Origin of the sequence: Cerasicoccus maritimus (genome assembly GCA_031296935.1) — a bacterium.
GTDB classification, from domain to species: Bacteria; Verrucomicrobiota; Verrucomicrobiia; order Opitutales; family Cerasicoccaceae; genus Cerasicoccus; species Cerasicoccus maritimus.
On record JAVDPD010000022.1, the window covers coordinates 43,176 to 59,945 of the forward strand.

13 protein-coding genes are annotated in these 16,770 nt (G+C 54.4%); 7 read left to right on the forward strand and 6 right to left on the reverse strand.

All coding sequences use genetic code 11. The features are described 5' to 3' along the window. Positions 1-172: 172 nt before the first annotated feature. Positions 173-817 carry a dTMP kinase gene (tmk, locus tag RBB62_RS13690; RefSeq protein WP_309399503.1) on the reverse strand — a complete coding sequence of 215 codons (645 nt, stop codon included), beginning with the start codon at positions 815-817 and terminating at the stop codon, positions 173-175. Between the two features lie 121 nt (positions 818-938). On the opposite strand from tmk, the gene RBB62_RS13695 reads away from it, so the two are divergent. Further along, on the forward strand, positions 939-1,313 hold the full coding sequence (locus tag RBB62_RS13695; RefSeq protein WP_309399504.1) for an NADH-quinone oxidoreductase subunit A: 375 nt from the start codon (positions 939-941) through the stop codon (positions 1,311-1,313). Between the two features lie 4 nt (positions 1,314-1,317). Here the strand turns inward: RBB62_RS13695 and RBB62_RS13700 are convergent, their stop codons facing one another. The 4 genes from RBB62_RS13700 to RBB62_RS13715 all read right to left on the reverse strand — a co-directional run bounded on the left by RBB62_RS13700 (position 1,318) and on the right by RBB62_RS13715 (position 7,591). Then, on the reverse strand, positions 1,318-3,576 hold the full coding sequence (locus tag RBB62_RS13700) for a S8 family serine peptidase (protein ID WP_309399505.1): 2,259 nt from the start codon (positions 3,574-3,576) through the stop codon (positions 1,318-1,320). Between the two features lie 146 nt (positions 3,577-3,722). After that, entirely contained in the window at positions 3,723-5,774 is a 2,052-nt protein-coding gene (gene ispG / locus RBB62_RS13705) for a (E)-4-hydroxy-3-methylbut-2-enyl-diphosphate synthase (RefSeq protein ID WP_309399507.1), read from the reverse strand. Positions 5,775-5,840: 66 nt separating this feature from the next. Further along, positions 5,841-6,872, reverse strand: coding sequence for an O-fucosyltransferase family protein (locus RBB62_RS13710; protein ID WP_309399508.1), 1,032 nt, complete (start codon positions 6,870-6,872; stop codon positions 5,841-5,843). Beyond that, positions 6,869-7,591 (reverse strand): hypothetical protein, encoded by a 723-nt coding sequence (locus RBB62_RS13715; RefSeq protein WP_309399510.1) that lies wholly within the window; start codon positions 7,589-7,591, stop codon positions 6,869-6,871. The genes RBB62_RS13710 and RBB62_RS13715 overlap by 4 nt, the downstream gene beginning before the upstream one ends. Before the next feature lie 613 nt (positions 7,592-8,204). Here RBB62_RS13715 and RBB62_RS13720 point away from each other — a divergent pair. From RBB62_RS13720 to RBB62_RS13730, 3 genes are read left to right on the forward strand one after another with little or no spacing between them, the layout of a single operon-like run. Then, positions 8,205-8,720, forward strand: a complete 516-nt coding sequence (locus RBB62_RS13720; RefSeq protein ID WP_309399511.1) for a pilus assembly FimT family protein — start codon at positions 8,205-8,207, stop codon at positions 8,718-8,720. Beyond that, entirely contained in the window at positions 8,683-9,234 is a 552-nt protein-coding gene (locus tag RBB62_RS13725) for a PulJ/GspJ family protein (RefSeq protein WP_309399513.1), read from the forward strand. Before RBB62_RS13720 ends, RBB62_RS13725 begins: the two co-directional genes overlap by 38 nt. Continuing rightward, on the forward strand, positions 9,231-10,640 hold the full coding sequence (locus RBB62_RS13730) for a DUF7305 domain-containing protein (RefSeq protein ID WP_309399514.1): 1,410 nt from the start codon (positions 9,231-9,233) through the stop codon (positions 10,638-10,640). The genes RBB62_RS13725 and RBB62_RS13730 overlap by 4 nt, the downstream gene beginning before the upstream one ends. A gap of 13 nt (positions 10,641-10,653) precedes the next feature. On the opposite strand, the gene RBB62_RS13735 is transcribed toward RBB62_RS13730, so the two are convergent. Then, positions 10,654-12,555 (reverse strand): matrixin family metalloprotease, encoded by a 1,902-nt coding sequence (locus RBB62_RS13735; protein WP_309399515.1) that lies wholly within the window; start codon positions 12,553-12,555, stop codon positions 10,654-10,656. A gap of 199 nt (positions 12,556-12,754) precedes the next feature. Between RBB62_RS13735 and metK the strand changes: the two genes are divergently transcribed. The 3 genes from metK (at position 12,755) to RBB62_RS13750 (ending at position 16,768) form a co-directional block, all read left to right on the forward strand. Beyond that, positions 12,755-13,927, forward strand: coding sequence for a methionine adenosyltransferase (gene metK / locus RBB62_RS13740; protein ID WP_309399516.1), 1,173 nt, complete (start codon positions 12,755-12,757; stop codon positions 13,925-13,927). A 95-nt stretch (positions 13,928-14,022) separates the two neighbouring features. Further along, positions 14,023-15,462 carry an adenosylhomocysteinase gene (gene ahcY / locus RBB62_RS13745; protein ID WP_309399517.1) on the forward strand — a complete coding sequence of 480 codons (1,440 nt, stop codon included), beginning with the start codon at positions 14,023-14,025 and terminating at the stop codon, positions 15,460-15,462. Positions 15,463-15,538: 76 nt separating this feature from the next. Further along, positions 15,539-16,768, forward strand: a complete 1,230-nt coding sequence (locus tag RBB62_RS13750) for a DUF3095 domain-containing protein (protein ID WP_309399518.1) — start codon at positions 15,539-15,541, stop codon at positions 16,766-16,768. The last annotated feature ends 2 nt before the right edge of the window (positions 16,769-16,770 follow it).

Consider the following 16,770-nt stretch of genomic DNA (forward strand, 5'->3'; position numbering starts at 1 on the left):
CAACGCTTCGTCGTTGCCGCATTAGGTGGGATCAGATTTCCGGAGAGGCAGAGTGGCCGGCAGGTTGCGGCAACGACGAAGCGTTGCCCTCCAGCCAAGCAAGCACCCTCCACTGGAAATTTTGCCTCTCGAATACATCTCGCCGACTCGATCAGACTTTTTAGACGCCCTCTTAGGCTAACTTAAATTGCTCGGTGACCTCGGCCCAAATCAGGGTGGCGACGTCTTCTACGGCCAAAGCCCCATCGACGACGAAAAAGCGCTCCGGCATTTGCTCGGCCAGGTCGAGGTAGCCTTGGCGGACATGTTGGTAGAACTCGATATTTTCCTGCTCCATGCGGTCGGGGAGGTCGCTGGCGCGCTTGGCGGCACGGGCGAGCCCGATCTCGGCCGGGACATCCACGACGATGGTCAGGTGCGGCATCGCATCACCCACGGCAAAGCGGTTGATCGAGCTAACCGGGTCTTCGCTCAGTTTGCGGGCGACGCCTTGGTAAACCGTGGTCGAGTCGAGAAAGCGGTCGCAGAGGATGACTTTGCCTGAGGCGATGCCAGGCTGGATGACTTCGCGGACGTGTTGCGCGCGGCTGGCAGCAAAGAGTAGCAGCTCGGCCTCGGGACACATGCCAAAGCCAGCGTCCGCATGCTTGAGCAAGTGGCGGATTTCTTCACCCAGCGGGGTGCCGCCTGGTTCGCGTGTGAGGACGACTTCGCGCCCGCGTGCTTCAAATTCTTTGGCGAGTCGGGCGATTTGGGTGCTTTTCCCGCTGCCTTCCGAGCCTTCAAAGGAGATAAAGATTCCTCCGGTATCCGTCATGCGCTGAAGAAAACAACTCCACTCATGGGCCACAATCGAAAACGTAATTCCCGACGGGGTTTTTATAAATCTCCGCAAAACCCGCTTGCCATCGGCTCAGCGGCTGCTTTGCTTGGCGGTTATGGAATTGGTGGACTACCTGCCCGTAATGATTCAAATTCTTCTCGCTGTGGTGATTGCCGCAGCGATCTTGATTGCTAGTCACATCTTTGGCCAGCGCGCCCGAGGCAACTACGTCAAGGACTCCGCCTATGAGTGCGGTATGTTGGAAGAGGGCAAGCCGCACCCGAAGTTTAGCGTGAAGTTCTACGTGGTTGCTATGTTGTTCATCCTGTTCGATATCGAAATGGTGTTCATGATCCCGTGGGTTATGGTTTACCGCGAACTGCTGGCCGTAGGCGTTTTGGACTTCTGGCCAATTCTGTTCTTCCTCTTCATCCTGACGCTTGGTCTGGTTTACGAAATGAAGAAGAAGGGCCTCGAGTGGGAACGCTAAGCCGCTACTCCGCCAAGGTAACTTCCAGCCGGTAAAAGCAGAAATTGGCGTCGGTGATACCGGCGACTGTGACGCTTTCCGTGCCATCGCCATTGGATGTGGGCGTGTCGATTTGCTCGATGTAGCTGTCTCCTGTGTTCCAGGTCTGCATGTCCTCGCTGCACCAGACGGTGTAAGTGACGCCCCCAATCGTGTAACCGCTGGCCGTTGATCCCGAGCCCGAGCCTTCGCGCCGGCGAAAGGTAAAGACTGGGCGTTGATCGCTGCCAGTTTCTACCTCGGGCAGATTTTGCCGCGAGTTATCGCTGAGTGAGCTGCCGGTGGCGTAATTGATAATGTCGGAGACGCCATCGTCGTTCGCGTCCTGCGTCTCCAGGTCGGCGAGGGATTGGATCTCGCCCAGGTTTTCAGTGACCCACAGGTCGAGCTCACTACCGATGCTGAGGGCCCAGGTTTGCTCTGTGTCGCCGGCGTCATTGCTGGCGGTCAGCGTCACGGAGTATTCGCCAGCAGTGGTCGGATAGCCGGAGATCTCGCCAGTTTCCGTGTCAATACTGAGCCCGCTGGGAAGTCCTTCGGCGGCAAAGCTGGTCGGTTCGTTGTCTGCGGTTAAGGCAAAATAGAACGCCTCGCCAACGTAGCCCTGGGCGCTAGTGCTGCTGGTGAATTCTGGGGGCTGAGCGCCAGCGCCAAGCAGGTTCGCTACATTCAAGCGGCCGCCGGACATGGTTTTTCCCTCCAGGTAGCTGATTTGCGTGACTGACGCCAAGAGCTGCGCTTTGACCTCGGCAGTACTCAGTCCGGGGGAATGCTGAAGGAGCAGAGCAACGGCGCCGGCAACGACTGGTGTGGCCATGGAGGTGCCGCTGAGGTTGCCGTATCTGTTGCCGGGCAGCGTGCTGTAAATGCTTTGGCCGGGAGCGGAGAGGTCGACTGTAGTCGCGCCATAGTTACTGAAGCTCGCCAAGGCGTCCGAACTGCGGTGGGCAGCAACGGAAATGATGTTGGGCTCATCGTCAGAAGCCGGCATGTGGGGATTGGTGTCGGTGTCTTCGCCGTCATTGCCAGCGGCGGCGATGAACGGGATGCCCGCTTGGCGAATCACGTCACTCAGCAGCGAGGGCGTGTCACCGCTGGCACCCCAGGAGTTGCTGCTCACATCCGCCCCCATAAACCACGAGTAGTAGATGCAGTTGAGCGCATCGGAGAGGCTGCCCGAGCCCGATGAGGAAAGAAACTTGAGGCCCATTAACTGTGACTCCCAGGCCACCCCGCTGATGCCGACACCGTTGTTGCCTGCGGCCGCGATGATGCCGGCGCAGTGTGTGCCGTGCTTGTTGTCGTCGTAGGGATCGCCGTCGTCGTTGTAGAAATCGTAGCCGTAGTAGTCGTCGATCAGACCGTTTTGGTCGTCGTCGATACCGTTGCCGTCGACTTCGCCGGAGTTGATCCACATATTGGCGGTGAGATCGACATGAGTGTGGTCGATGCCGGAGTCAATCACCGCTACGACGACATCTTCCGCCGTCGCCTGAACGCCCCAGGCATCGGGCGAATTGATGTCCGGCCCGTTGTCATTGCCGAGCGTGTCGTGCATCCACTGGTTGCCGTATTTGGGGTCGTTGGGAGTAATGGCGTTGACCGCAAAAACAATGGTGTCGGCTTGGGCCGTATCGATCTCGGTTGCCAGGCTTTGCTGGATGCGGTTTTGAATGATTTCAAGGGCCTCCAAACTTGCCTCCGGGCCACTGACCAGCAAATGCCCCGGTGCCCACAGCTTGCGGCGAATCGTCAAATCGGCCTGCTCCAATTGACCGACAGTCGCGTCAAGTGTATCAATGGGCGCACGGACGATCAAGTGGTCGGCCACCACGACTTCATCGCGGACGAACGCGCCGCTGGAGCTAAAGGTGGTTTCCACGCGCCAATGCGGATATTTCTCTGGCGTGTGGTAGAGGCGCTTTTCGACGCGGGAACCGTCACTGTTAGCATTGGTTTGGGTGTCGAGCAGCGTCGAGCGAGAGAGGATGGCAGCGAGCGTGGGATCGCGGCGGGAGAAATCTGAAATGGCTTCTCGTAAGCCTTCAGTCTTCGCCAATGTATCTGAGTAACTTTGCGTTTCTGAAGCTTCATTTTCCGAATGCGTTTCTATCCGCGCCTGCTGCCCAAGGCCAAACTCGCCGACGGTCGTTGGACCGCTCCAGCGCCACAGCGCTAACAGCGCCAGACAAATGGCGCAAAGGATGAGTAGAAACCGCCTCATTGGAAATTAGACAGCATTATAGCACAGATCTCTTAATTGCGCATTAAGATACCTACCTCATGAACAGGAATTCAGAAACTCTGGCTAACAAAACGCCGCAATCCGGTGAACGGATTGCGGCGCTGAAAGTGTTTTGCTAAAGAATATTATACCTCAGCGGTTTCTGCGGCGGCCTCTGGTTCAACCCACTTGCCGTGCTCGGAAATGAGGTCCACGAGGCGGTCGAGTGCTTCCGCTTCAGGAATGTTCACCTTTACGCATTCCTTGCCGACATAGAGGTTGATCTTGCTTGGTGCACCGCCCACGTAACCGAAGTCGGCGTCTGCCATTTCGCCGGGGCCGTTCACAATGCAGCCCATGACGGCGATCGTGACGCCCTTCAGGTGGCCGGTGCGGCCCTTGATGCGTTGGGTGACTTCCTGAAGATCGAACAGCGTGCGACCGCAACTTGGGCAAGCGACATACTCTGTTTTCGTGGCGCGCATGCGGGCGGCCTGAAGCATGTTGTAGGCGAGGGCCGTGCGTTGCGCAAAGGTGTCGACATTTTCGACGGAAATCAGGTCGCCCATGCCGTCGACAAACAAATTACCTGCTACCATGGAGGCTTCGAGCAGTTGGTTGCCAAAGCCGGGTTCCTGCAGGACTTGCATTTCTGGCGTCACGCGGATCCAAAGCGGGGCCTTGCTGCCGATTTCTTTCAGCGCATCACCCAGCGCGCGGTAAGCTCCGGTTGCGTGGGTGTCGCCTGGAACGCCGGTGCGGGTGAAAACGATATGTCCGTCACCGAGCTGTTTGATGGTGTCCTGCCATTCGAGGACCTGGTGCGCGCTGGTATCGAGGGCGATGAGGAAATTATTGGCCACGGCCCATTGGTGCGCGTGCTCTAGGCAGTTCTCTTTGAATTTGCAAACGAACATCCAGCGAACGTCATCGCTGAACTCCACGCCCTCCATGGAAATGTCTTCGCTCAGGCATTTGACGACGATGGTTTCGACGGAGGAACCGAGCACCTTCGCGAGCTGTGTGAGGAGGGGCAGCTCGTCGTTGGAAGCGACTTCCACCAACAAGCCTTCGACCTTGGCGTCCTTGAACTTGCGGTTCACGGCGAGCACGTCTTTCACTATTTCGGCGTGCTCGGAGAGCGGACGGCCAGCGGCGGTGATCACCCGAGGCGGCTCTAGTGGCCCGAGAGGCGCGTTTTGGCCAAAGGACAAATCGACGATTTCGCGGCGTTGGTATTCGTAGAAGTTCTGGTGCTTTTCGGCGCGATCTGTTTCCGGCAGGGCGGCGGACTGCTCCCAGTGGGCGTGCGCGCGCTTGACCAGCTCCTGGCAGACGGGCACTTCGTGCCAGGGATCTTCCGTCAGCGAAACGCGAATGGTGTCGCCCAAGCCGTCGTAGAGCAGGGCACCGATGCCGACTGCGCTCTTGATGCGGGCGTCTTCGCCTTCGCCAGCCTCGGTCACGCCGAGGTGTAACGGATACTGCATGCCTTCGAGGTTCATCTTCTCGACGACGAGGCGGTAGGCCTGAATCATGACCTTCGGGTTGCTGGCCTTCATCGACAAAATGATGTCGTGGAAATTGTGGCTCTCGGCGATGCGGATAAATTCCAATGCGGACTCGACCATGCCCAGCGGTGTGTCACCGTAGCGGTTCATGATGCGGTCGGACAGCGAACCGTGGTTGGTGCCGATGCGCAGGGCGCGGCCGAGTTCCTTGGCGCGCAGAACGAGTGGCGTGAAGGAATTGTGCAGGCGCTCGAGCTCTTGCTCGTAGATGTCGTCTGTGTATTCCTTGACGGCGAATTTCTTCTTGTCGGCGTAATTGCCCGGGTTGACGCGGACCTTTTCCACGTGCTCGATGGCAACCATAGCGGCGCTTGGCAGGAAGTGGATATCGGCTACCAGCGGCACGTTTGCAAAACCTGCCGCACTGAACTGCTTGCGGATTGGCCCCAGTGCTTCGGCGGCCGTCTTGTTGGGAGCGGTCACGCGGACGGCTTCGCAACCGGCCTCTGCCAGGCGGATGCATTGTTTGACTGTGGCCTCGACATCTTGTGTCAGGCTCGTGGTCATGGATTGCACGCGGATTGGGTTGTTGCCGCCGACGCCGACGGAACCAACCATTACTTCGCGCGTTTGGCGGCGAATGGCTTTAAAGCGTGAGTGGCAATAGGGCTGCTGTTGCAAAGACATACTAAGTGAGCAATTAGAACAACCGCCTCAAGGGAATTCAATCGCGGAGTTCGCTTAGTTTTTTGGCTAGTTAGCCCGGCGCAAGAGGCGATTCAAGTAGCGTCGCAGACGATTTTTAAGTTTGCGCTGGCGGTAGGCTTTCCAAGTGCGGCAGTAGGGGAGATTTTCCAACAAATAAACTTCATCTTCAGAGCATTCACTCAATAGACTCGCGGCGTGGCCGAACGACGAGCAGAGCGAATACAGAATCGTCTGACATGATGCCAGCAGGTAAATGTCCGTCATCGCTTCCAGGAGATTTTCGGTCTTATCAGGTCGCTTGTCCGAGAGGTGCATGGGTTCCCAAGCAGCCGGATACCACTTTTGCGTGGTGGTGACGGAAAAATTCTGCTGCAGGCGCTCCACAATTTCGATGTTGTCACTTGCCAGGAAAATCGAGGCGTAGGCGCGCCGTTGGCTGAGGGCTTCAAGAAAGTGTTCAAAGATGGCAACGTCAACGTAGCGGGACATACCCTCCTGCGTTGCGCGGACATGGAGACCAATTGCTGGAGTCTGGATTTCATGAATCGCTCGATCTATTCGATTCTGAAGGGGGGGCGTTGGTCGTAGATGTTCGCGGAGGAGTTGGTTGCGAAGTTCATATATCGTGGCGCATGGACGTCTCAGGTGCTTTCGTAATGCAGGAACCATTTTATCGAATTGCTCATAGTCCCAGATGACGACGATGTCTTCCTGGTAGTCTAAATTGCCTTGATCAATTGAGTAGAGCGTATGCGCAGCGTTTCGGTCCCAGGGGTGCTGAGGTTCGTAGTGAGAAACCAGTTCTGAAAAGGTGAAATCGAGTTTATCCCGCCATAGTGGTGGGGCAATCGTGATGCCTTTGGGGATTTCTACAGAGTGCTTAACGTTGACTAAGCGCAATGCGGAGCTGAAGGCGTCTTGCCCAACCTGGCCATATAGCCCATCACGCCAGTCAATCACCAGCGTGCGACCAGTTAGCTTAGCGTAAGCCAGTGCGCTACAGAGTGCCAGTAGCCTGTCTCCCAAGCCAGCGGCGTTGGAGCCCTTGAGCACAACATATCTTTCCCTTGAGGTCATCGGCGATTTTTGAGATTGCGAAACAGAGATTTTGGTATGGAGCGCAAGTGTGAGTGTGATTGCGGGAAGAAGCGCAAATCCGTGAAGTAGCGTAGTCGTTTACCGGGGAGTATTTGGAAATCGGGTTGGGATGCTAGATAAGCTTGATCAGATCCATAGAGGTTATAAAGGGCAGTTTGAGTCTTGGCAGGTAAGTCATCTATAGCTGAGCCACGAGCTTGCTGTGGCGGGAAATCAGCAAATGTGCTTGCCGGAATGGAGAGGAAATTTGCGATTTCATCCAATCTGTCCCAGAGAACTTCATAACGAAGAATGAGTCTAGGATACCAGCAATCGGAGTTTCTCCAGAGGTCAAAATGACGACGAAAATTGAAACGATCATCGCCTTGCTGAAGGTATGCATCGAGAGTTTGGGCCTCATGAATGAAGGAGGTTTGCCCAAAATTTGCCTGCATAATTTGCGAATGGTGCTGGTGGAAATTCCTATTGAACAAGGAGATCGTAGCCAGTGTTGGGTCACCGAAAATGTAAATCGCGCGAAAATAGGGATTATTGGAAACGGGAGGTTGGGCAGTGTGCTTGTAAAGGTCGCTGTTGCCAGGGCAATTGGTAACGATCTTCTGTCGCAGGAAGTCAATAAATGTCGTAGTAGCGACACCGCCAAATGAAGTTACGACAGCATCCAGATTAAATTCAGCTATTTGTCGGCTTTCGCGCACGATTCATTTTTGGGTTGATGGAAACCGTCTCATGTTCTGAACAGGATTTTTCTGCTAAAGGGCATTTCCATTACCTTCCATGAGACGAGAAAGTGCAACCATTGAAAGGTAGGCAAGGCGCTTAGTTTGGTGGCTGGGCAAAAAGCCCTGTCTCGAACTGAGCAACGCCGACTCAGAATCAAAATCGCTAACGTTTCGCTCATGGCAGGTTTAATCGAAGTGCCCTAAACTGGTCGTAACTCTGAAGATTCACAAACAAAGTTTTATCGAGCTCGAAAATTGCGTTAGCGGGCGTCGAAAAAGTCTGATCAAGTCGGTGAGAGTGTATTGCAGATCGATGTCACTGTCGTCCGCGTTGCCAATAGACCCTACAGCGTGCTAGTAAACAACACTCATTTTGAGTCAATGTGTGTATTTTTGCAAAGTCATTAACTAATGGTTAAGTTTAGATCTGCTAAAACTGGTCGCGTTGGCCTTACCAATTGCAAAAAAAATGTACAAACAGGAGTTTTTCCCTAAACGCCTCAGCAAGGGATTGATTTATGCTTTCATCAGGGCAGAGTAATTGGTCAACTTAGGCTAGGGCAGATTAGACCGATATTTTAGATTCATTGTGAAACACATTTATCAAACAGAACTGAAGCATCACCGTGTTCATGGCGGTTTCTCCTTGGTGGAAATTATGATCGGAATGACGATCCTGGGGCTCGTTATGGGCGCTAGCCTGTTGGCGATTCCGGAGATAAGGGAGCTGAATTACCAGTCTGACAGTATGCGCAGTGGCTTTACGGTTCTTAATTCCGAGTTGGAAAGTCTCCGAACCCAGACCTTTGATCAGCTATCTGAATCAATTTCGGGTTCCTCAGAAGAGGATGACAACAGCCTACTGGCAAAGTTGATCGGCATCAGTGACAACTCGAACTCAGTGACGACGAAATCGAAGTCTACCCTAAACAATGTGGATTACTCAGTCGTGCGTGAGCTCTCCTTTGTCGACTCTGCTCAGGAAGTCATCGAATCCACAGTTACTATTGAATGGTCGCTCGGCGGGCGGACTAAGAGCGTAGTAGGACGCGCAATTTTCACAAAAGATGGACTATCCGACAAAAAATTCAGCACCGCAAACTAAGGTCGCACGCGGCGCATTTTCGCTGCCAGAGCTGATGATTGCATTGGTGATATTCGGCTTGTTGGCAGGCGGTGTCACGACGACTTTCTTGGCATTTAGTAAGGGCTTGAAAGTCTCAATGGAGCATGCTGAGCACTCGGCAAACACCCAGTATGCATTCGAGCGCATCAACAAGAAGATGCATTCCATCAGTGAGCCGCATGCGACTTCAGCCACCAGTTTTGAATTCACGACCAAGGACCTCGGAGGGAGCGCTGAGCGGTTGACGATTTACTTCGACGCCGAAAACGAGCAGCTCATCGAGGCCGATCGAAGCGGCAGCAAGCGTGTGCTGCTGGATAAGGTAGAGTCCGCTGAATTTACCTACTACGACCGTTTTGGGGATGAGACCTCGACGCTTATCGACATCAACGCCGCAAAGCTGGAGATCCAAACGGAAATTTCGACCACCAATGGCACCAAAGACATTAAAACGGAAACATCCATCATCACCTTCCGCAATCGAATCCTATGAAAACTGTTTACCACTCACGTCGTGGCTCAGTCATCCTGCTAGCCATGATTTTCAGCGCTATTGCGATTCTTTCTATCGTATACATGAGTCGCGGTTTAATAACCCAGCACCGGACGACCGTTCGTTATGGCCTCGGGTACACGGCATTTCACTTGGCGGAGTCGGGCATCGAGCTTGGTATGCATGCCATTACAGAAGAGTCGCTTGGCAGCAGCGACTGGTCCAAAACAAGTGACTTGACCTGGGTCTATTCGGATGATTCTCCCGTCGGGCAATACGACTCAAACACTACTGTTAGAGTCGTGGAGCAAGGCGGTGGCGAATACCTGATCACCTCGTTGGCGACGATCGACATGGCAGGCGATTCCGTCCAGCGCGCCGTTGAGACATTGGTTAGGCAGGGCCTGAGTGAAGAGCAGGAAGAGGAAAATACAGGCTCTGGCGTTTTTGCTTACGGTATGATCGCTCGCGACAAAATTAAGCTCAACCACAATAATCCTGGGATGATCGTAGCTAGCTACGACAGCACCGTGGATAACGGTGTGCCTGAGTTTGGAGTGAACACAGGCCGTTATGTCACCGTCGCTACTCCTGCCTCCGGCGACAGCGCGATTAAAATCAATAATTCCACCGTTCATGGCTCCATTCGTACTGGCGGCGGTTCGGTTAAATACAGTTCTGGATACAATAATCCGAATCAGGAGGACCAAAACGCCATCGTTATCGGGCCTGACTCTTCGCAAACCAGTGGGGTGGACGCCAATTATATTTCTACCGATTTCGACGGCGAAATCACAGATCCGGATATTCCCACTTCAGATGGCTATACGGTGGTTTCTTACGACCAGAACTACTGGCAGAACACTAGGACTATTTCGTTGGGAAATACCTTGACCCCAACTTGGGTCGACACAGAGCGTATTTCGACCAACCAGAACGCCACTATGACGATTTATGGCACGGTGGTGATTGACGCAAAGCGCAATTTGAACCTTGGTGGCAACATCGAAATCCAGCCCGATGCAAGCCTCATCATCATGGCGGGTGAAAACATCCACGTGAATGCTGATTACATCGATCAGCAATATCCATCGCAGTTTCAGATAATTGCAAAGAACAGCCAAGACGTTGTTTTGAATAACTTCGATGTCTTCACTGGGGTGATTAACGCGCCTAATTCGAATGTCCGTTTAGCGGGTGTTGGCGGCTCGCCCAAGAGCCAGTTTCGCGGTGCTGTCGTTGCAAGCTATATTGAGGTGACCAATGGTACTGAGTTTTACTACGACGTGAACCTCGGCGACGGCGCGTCGGATGATAGCGGTGACTACAGCGATGGCGAAGCCGAAGTCGGTGAACTAGAGCTCGTCAGCTGGGCCGAAGTTTCGCCCTCAAAGGCATTCAATTAATTCGTCCGCACAGTTATTCTACGCGCTGTAGTTTGTAGAACACTGGCACCTCAGCATCGGCATCTATAGTGAAGCTGCCTGAGGTATCTCCGTCTATTACCTGGAAAAACTGGACGGGGGTAAAGGTCTGAAGGTCAGTGGAAGTCATGAGTTCGACCATATCATACTCCGGTTGATCCCAGGTTCCCACACCGTCCTCAAAGGAGGTCAGGCGGAAGAAGTCACTGGCGTTAGTGGGATCAGTGTCACCCAGAAATTCCTGTTCGTTAGTTTGTCCGTCATTGTCGAAATCATCGTCTGGGCCCATGTTGGCTCCAGGCGATGTTTGCCCAAAGTATGTGGTCATCCAGGAGTCTGGTAGACCATCCGGAGCCCCGCTGGGGCGGGTGTCCAAGAGGATTGCTTTGAGGCTTATGATAAAAGCGCCGGATTGGTATTGGCCGTCGCTGGCGCGTAATATTAAACGGCGCCCGGTGAAGAATGCAGGTGGAGTGGCAACGCTGTCGCCAAAAGTAGAGGAGGGGGTGAACTCCACGTAGGTGTCATTGTCCACGATTTCACTCGTCATTTTAGTCGAGTCGACATCTTCCAGGACTTCCAGCGTGACACTGTCGCCATCGATGTCGCCATAGGCCAGACGGTAGCGATTGATGGAATCGTTTTGAATGGGAGCAAAGCCGTTCACCAGCTTCACGTAGCGGCTAAAGCCATAGGGCGGGGTGTTGTCGGTGGGGTAGGCCTTGGCGATAATACCCTCGTCATAGCTCGTAATGGCGGCGCCGCGCCCATCATTATGGACTTGGAAATACATCGTTGCGCCTGACAAAAACGGGTCTGCTTCAAACTGGTTTTCACTGCTATGGGCTAAGCCCAGCGCATGACCTAGTTCGTGAGTGAGCACTTCTTTGAACTTAGGTAAATTTTGCAGCGAACTCTTATCGTGGTCCAGGATGACGAATCCGCGATTCGCTTGCTCAAACTCTAAGCCATTGATGACGCCACCGGGCGGATAGGTGCTCGAAGCGGAGAAGGATTGCCCACCCAAGCCCAGAGTAGAGGTCCCATTATCAATGGTGTTAAAAGTGTCGTGGAATTGGATGAAGATATAGCCGTCTGGCTTGTAGTCTGGATTTTGGGAGCTGCTGATTAAAATATTGGCAGCCAGGGCAAACGTTTCGCTTCCCACGATTTCCAAATCTACCGAACTGGCCGCTTCCCACGCTGCGATGGCTTCTTCAAGCGCCTCTAGGCAATCAGCGGCGCTGATGCCGGGCGGAGTCGTTGAAACGTCGTATAATACAGGGATGTAGCTTCCTCGGTCTGGGGCGAGGTAGCGCCTGGGCGTATCGCCTCCTGAGAGGCCGGTGCTTGTTACGCTTGCCTGTGAAACACTGGTTTCGGCGAGGGCGCGATAATTGGCCCCCGTCTGCGGTTCTTCGGTCAGGATGTCTCGAATGTCCTCTAGCCAGTCTTCTGCGCTTTCTTCGGCCAGAGTGTAGCTTGGGCTGACCCAATCCGCGTGGAGCGGGGTGATGCCGTAGGGTGCTTCCAGAAATTGCGGGCCGTAGGCGCTGGTCTCAAGAATGACGAGGGCGCGCACATGGGGATTCAGGAAGGGATAGGAGCTAATGTAGTTTGCTTCTTCGCCCACGACGCCACCGGGTTGGCTGGCCCAAAAATACTGCGGCAAGGAGCCTTTAAGCGGTTCTATCACCCGAAGCAGCGCTTTGGTGCGAATGGCGCCGGTAACTGTCCGGTAGCCGGTTACATTTGTGATCTCAACAACTGCAATTGCGTCAGCGCGGTTGATAAGCGCTTGGTTTGAGGTGTATTCTACAGACGCGCCGGAGCTGGATGCAGTGGCTGCCAGCAAAAAGAGACCGATGAGTACTAGCTGATATATGGTTCGAATCATCACGGGAGCACGGGATCTTAATTTGCAGGGACTAATAAACAGCAATGTCGATTTTGGCAATCAAGGAACGTAATACCCGATATCTTAGCAGGCTAATAGCTCATTTTGTGGTTTAGCTAAATGTTCCCATCAATAAATCTAGATGTATTGATTTAAAGTCTTGATTTTCTGCTCAGGCTGCGCACTTTGCTAGAGCCTTATGAGTAAATCTTACCACTTTTCCTCGGAATCCGTGGGTGAAGGTCACCCCGATAAAGTTGCTGACTACATCTCGGACAGCATTCTCGACGCCTGCCTCGCGCAGGACCCCAAGAGCCGTGTGGCTTGCGAAACGCTCGTGAAGAGCAACGTCGTGACGGTGGCTGGTGAAATCACCACTTCCGCCAATTTTGACTACAACCACGTTATCCGCGAAGCTATTCGTGACATCGGCTACATCAACAGCGACGATGTTTTCCACGCTGACGAAGTTTTCATCAACAACATCCTGACCAAGCAGTCAGGTGACATCGCACAGGGGGTGGACGCCGCTGGCGCCGAAGGCAAGGACACGGAAGAGCAGGGCGCAGGCGACCAAGGCATCATGTTCGGCATCGCTTGCAACGAGACCCCCGAGCTCATGCCCGCGCCGGTCATGTATGCGCACCGTTTGCTCCGCAAAATGGCGGAAATCCGCAAGGCCGAAAACAGCCCCGCGCCGTGGTTGCGCCCCGACTGTAAGAGCCAGGTAGCCGTTGCTTACGAAGACGGCAAGCCGGTTAAGATCAACAACGTCGTCATCTCCACCCAGCACGCCGAAGCTGTTACGCTGGCCGAGATCAAGGAATTCCTGATCGAAAACGTCATCAAGCCTGAGCTGCCTGCCGACATGATCGACGAAGACACCCAGTTCCTGATCAACCCAACTGGCCGTTTCGTCATTGGCGGGCCTCAAGGCGACGCTGGCCTCACCGGCCGCAAGATCATCGTCGACACTTACGGCGGCTACGGTCGTCACGGTGGGGGCGCTTTCTCCGGCAAGGACCCGTCGAAGGTCGACCGCTCGGCTGCATACATGTGCCGTTGGGTTGCCAAGAACATCGTGGCCGCAGGCCTCGCCGATAAGGTTGAGCTACAGGTCGCTTACGCAATCGGCTACCCGCACCCGACTTCGATTCACATCGACGCCTTCGGCACCGAAAAAGCTCCTCTCGAAGCCATCGTCAAGGCGGTCAAGGAAGTCTTCAGCTTCAAGCCAGCCGACATCGTCAAGCAGCTCGACCTGCTGCGTCCGATCTATCGCGACACCACTCACTATGGCCACTTCGCCAAGGAAGGTCTGCCGTGGGAATGCACGGCCAAGGCCGAAGAACTGAAATCTGCGATTTCTTAAAATTATGAATTATGAATTATGAATGCTGAAAACTATCAGCACGTTCGCAGTCGATTTCATAATTCATAATTCTGAATTCATAATTCAGCAATTACATGAGCACCGTAACAGAAACAACCACTGACTATAAAGTTCGCGACATCACGTTGGCCGATTTCGGCCGCAAGGAAGTCGAGATCGCTCAATTCGAAATGCCGGGCCTCATGGCCACGCGCGAAAAGTATGCCGGCGAGCAGCCCCTGAAGGGCGTCCGTATCATGGGCTCGCTGCACATGACGATTCAGACCGCTGTTCTGATCGAAACCCTGAAGGCACTCGGTGCTGACGTGCGCTGGTGCTCCTGCAACATTTACTCCACCCAGGACCACGCGGCGGCTTATGTCGCGAAGAACCTCGGTGTGCCGGTCTTTGCCTGGAAGGGCGAAACCCTCGAGGAATACTGGTGGTGCACTGAGCAGGCCCTCACTTGGCCGGACGGCACAGGCCCGCAGCTCATCGTTGACGACGGTGGCGACGCGACGCTCCTCATCCACAAGGGCTTCGAGCTCGAGAATGGCGACAAGTGGGTCGACAGCGATTCCAGCAGCCTCGAAGAGCAAGTCATCAAGAAGCTGCTCAAGAAGATCAACGCTGATAAGCCGAACCACTGGCACAGCGTGATGGAAGACTGGAAGGGCGTTTCCGAAGAAACGACTACCGGCGTTCACCGCCTCTACGAAATGCACAAGAAGGGCAAGCTCCTCGTGCCGGCGATCAACGTCAACGACTCTGTCACCAAGAGCAAGTTTGACAACCTTTACGGCTGCCGCGAGTCCCTCGTGGACGGCATCAAGCGCGCCACCGACGTCATGATTTCGGGCAAGGTTGCCGTGATCTGTGGTTACGGCGACGTGGGCAAGGGCTGCGCCCAAGCCATGCGCGCTCAAGGCGCTCAAGTGGTGGTCACCGAAGTTGATCCGATTTGCGCACTGCAAGCCGCCATGGAAGGTTTCCGTGTGCTGACCGTTGAAGACACTCTTGGCTGGGGCGACATCTATGTCACCACCACGGGCAACTTCGGCATCATCAGCGCTGACCAGATGTCCAAGATGAAGGATCAGGCCATCGTCTGCAACATCGGCCACTTCGACAACGAAATCGAAGTCGATAAGCTGAACGACATGCCCGGCGTCGACCACGAGGAAATCAAGCCCGACAACCAGGGCGCGGTGGACAAATACACTTTCCCGACCGGCAACTGCATTTACCTGCTGGCCAAGGGCCGCCTCGTCAACCTAGGTTGCGCAACGGGTCACCCGTCCTTCGTGATGTCGAACAGCTTCACCAACCAGGTGCTCGCTCAAGTTGAGCTCTGGAAGAACGTCGAAACCTACAAGCCAGGTGTTTACATCCTGCCGAAGCACCTCGACGAAGAAGTCGCTCGCCTGCACCTGCAGAAGATCGGCTGCAAGCTGACCAAACTCTCGCCCGAGCAGGCAGAATACATCGGCGTAACGGTTGAGGGCCCCTACAAGCCTGAGCACTATCGCTACTAGAATTCGAGGAATGACTTTTTCAAACCGCTCCAATTTGGGGCGGTTTTTTTGTCAATAATTTTAGAGGAGGCGACAAATGTCCGCTCGCCAAATCTCCAAAAATCACTTGGATGAATTAGTGCCGCCTGCTGAAGGTATTAGTTTCGTTCAACAGCTTCCCCTTATTAAATCTTTGCGGGAGGCCGTCGATCCCGGTGTCTATCGACGTTTGCCGAAGGACTGGCTGATCGCGTTGACTGATGTTCAGGGTTCCACGGAAAATCTGCGTCTTGGGCGCTACAAGGAAGTCAATGGGGTGGGCGTTGCGGCCATTGCGGGCGTGCGCAACCAACACAAACCAGAGGAAATTCCGTTCGTATTTGGTGGTGACGGCGCAACGTTCTGTTTGCCGCCAGAGCGTCGGGCGGATGTCGAAGCGGTGCTGCGGGCCAGCAGTCGTATGGCGCGCGAGGACTTCGGGCTCAAGCTGCGCATTGGCATTGTCCCGCACGCGGACATCATTGCGCAGGGGAGGGAAGTGCGGGTAGCGCGGCTTCAACTGACCGAGTGGGTTACGCAGACCATGTTCATGGGAGGCGGCTTGGAAAAGGCAGACGAGCTGGTCAAGGATCCGCGGGCGGATAACCCGTACCGGCTCACGGAAGAAGGCCCGCAAAACGCTGATTTCTCTGGCTTGGAATGCCGCTGGGATAATGTCCCAAGCCGACATGGAGAAACGGTGGCTTACATTTTTCGGGCGATGGGCACGGAGCATCAGCGCGCGTCGATCTTCCGTCAGTTAATTGCGATGGTGGAGGACGCATATGGCGACTCGGAGCAGTCCAATCCTCTCCATTTGGGTGGGCTCAAGCTCACCAACAAGCCGGCTTTGCTGCGGCTTGAGCAACGGGTGAGGACGTTTGCCCAGAACGCTGTGCGTCGCTGGAGCTATGGCAAATACTTGCGCCTCCAAATCATCGTTGGACGGATTATCATGAAGTATGGGCTGAAGTTTGCGGGGGTAGACTGGAGCCATTATCAACGGGACCTGATTGCTAACGCTGATTTTCGTAAGATAGACGACTGTTTACGTTTTGTCTTGTCGGGCACAACAGGGCAACGCGAAGAGCTGATTGCCCGCGTCAAAGAAGCATTCAAGCCAGAGCAGCTTGTTTTCGGGAGTCACGTGGCTGACTCAGCGATCATGACGTGTGTTATTGACGACTATCAGCACGAGCACCTTCATTTTGTGGACGGTGCTGATGGCGGCTACGCCTTGGCCGCCAAGCAAATGAAAGCCAAAATAAAGGCGCTTGAAACAGCCTGATT

What these genes read in the sequence shown, in the direction of transcription:
- RBB62_RS13725 (WP_309399513.1), top strand. Translation starts at nt 8,683, where the DNA reads ATGGACTATCCGACAAAAAATTCAGCACCGCAAACTAAGGTCGCACGC.
- RBB62_RS13695 (WP_309399504.1), top strand. Translation starts at nt 939, where the DNA reads ATGGAATTGGTGGACTACCTGCCCGTAATGATTCAAATTCTTCTCGCT.
- RBB62_RS13735 (WP_309399515.1), bottom strand. Translation starts at nt 12,555, where the DNA reads ATGATTCGAACCATATATCAGCTAGTACTCATCGGTCTCTTTTTGCTG.
- ispG (WP_309399507.1), bottom strand. Translation starts at nt 5,774, where the DNA reads ATGTCTTTGCAACAGCAGCCCTATTGCCACTCACGCTTTAAAGCCATT.
- ahcY (WP_309399517.1), top strand. Translation starts at nt 14,023, where the DNA reads ATGAGCACCGTAACAGAAACAACCACTGACTATAAAGTTCGCGACATC.
- RBB62_RS13700 (WP_309399505.1), bottom strand. Translation starts at nt 3,576, where the DNA reads ATGAGGCGGTTTCTACTCATCCTTTGCGCCATTTGTCTGGCGCTGTTA.
- metK (WP_309399516.1), top strand. Translation starts at nt 12,755, where the DNA reads ATGAGTAAATCTTACCACTTTTCCTCGGAATCCGTGGGTGAAGGTCAC.
- RBB62_RS13730 (WP_309399514.1), top strand. Translation starts at nt 9,231, where the DNA reads ATGAAAACTGTTTACCACTCACGTCGTGGCTCAGTCATCCTGCTAGCC.
- tmk (WP_309399503.1), bottom strand. Translation starts at nt 817, where the DNA reads ATGACGGATACCGGAGGAATCTTTATCTCCTTTGAAGGCTCGGAAGGC.
- RBB62_RS13710 (WP_309399508.1), bottom strand. Translation starts at nt 6,872, where the DNA reads ATGACCTCAAGGGAAAGATATGTTGTGCTCAAGGGCTCCAACGCCGCT.
- RBB62_RS13750 (WP_309399518.1), top strand. Translation starts at nt 15,539, where the DNA reads ATGTCCGCTCGCCAAATCTCCAAAAATCACTTGGATGAATTAGTGCCG.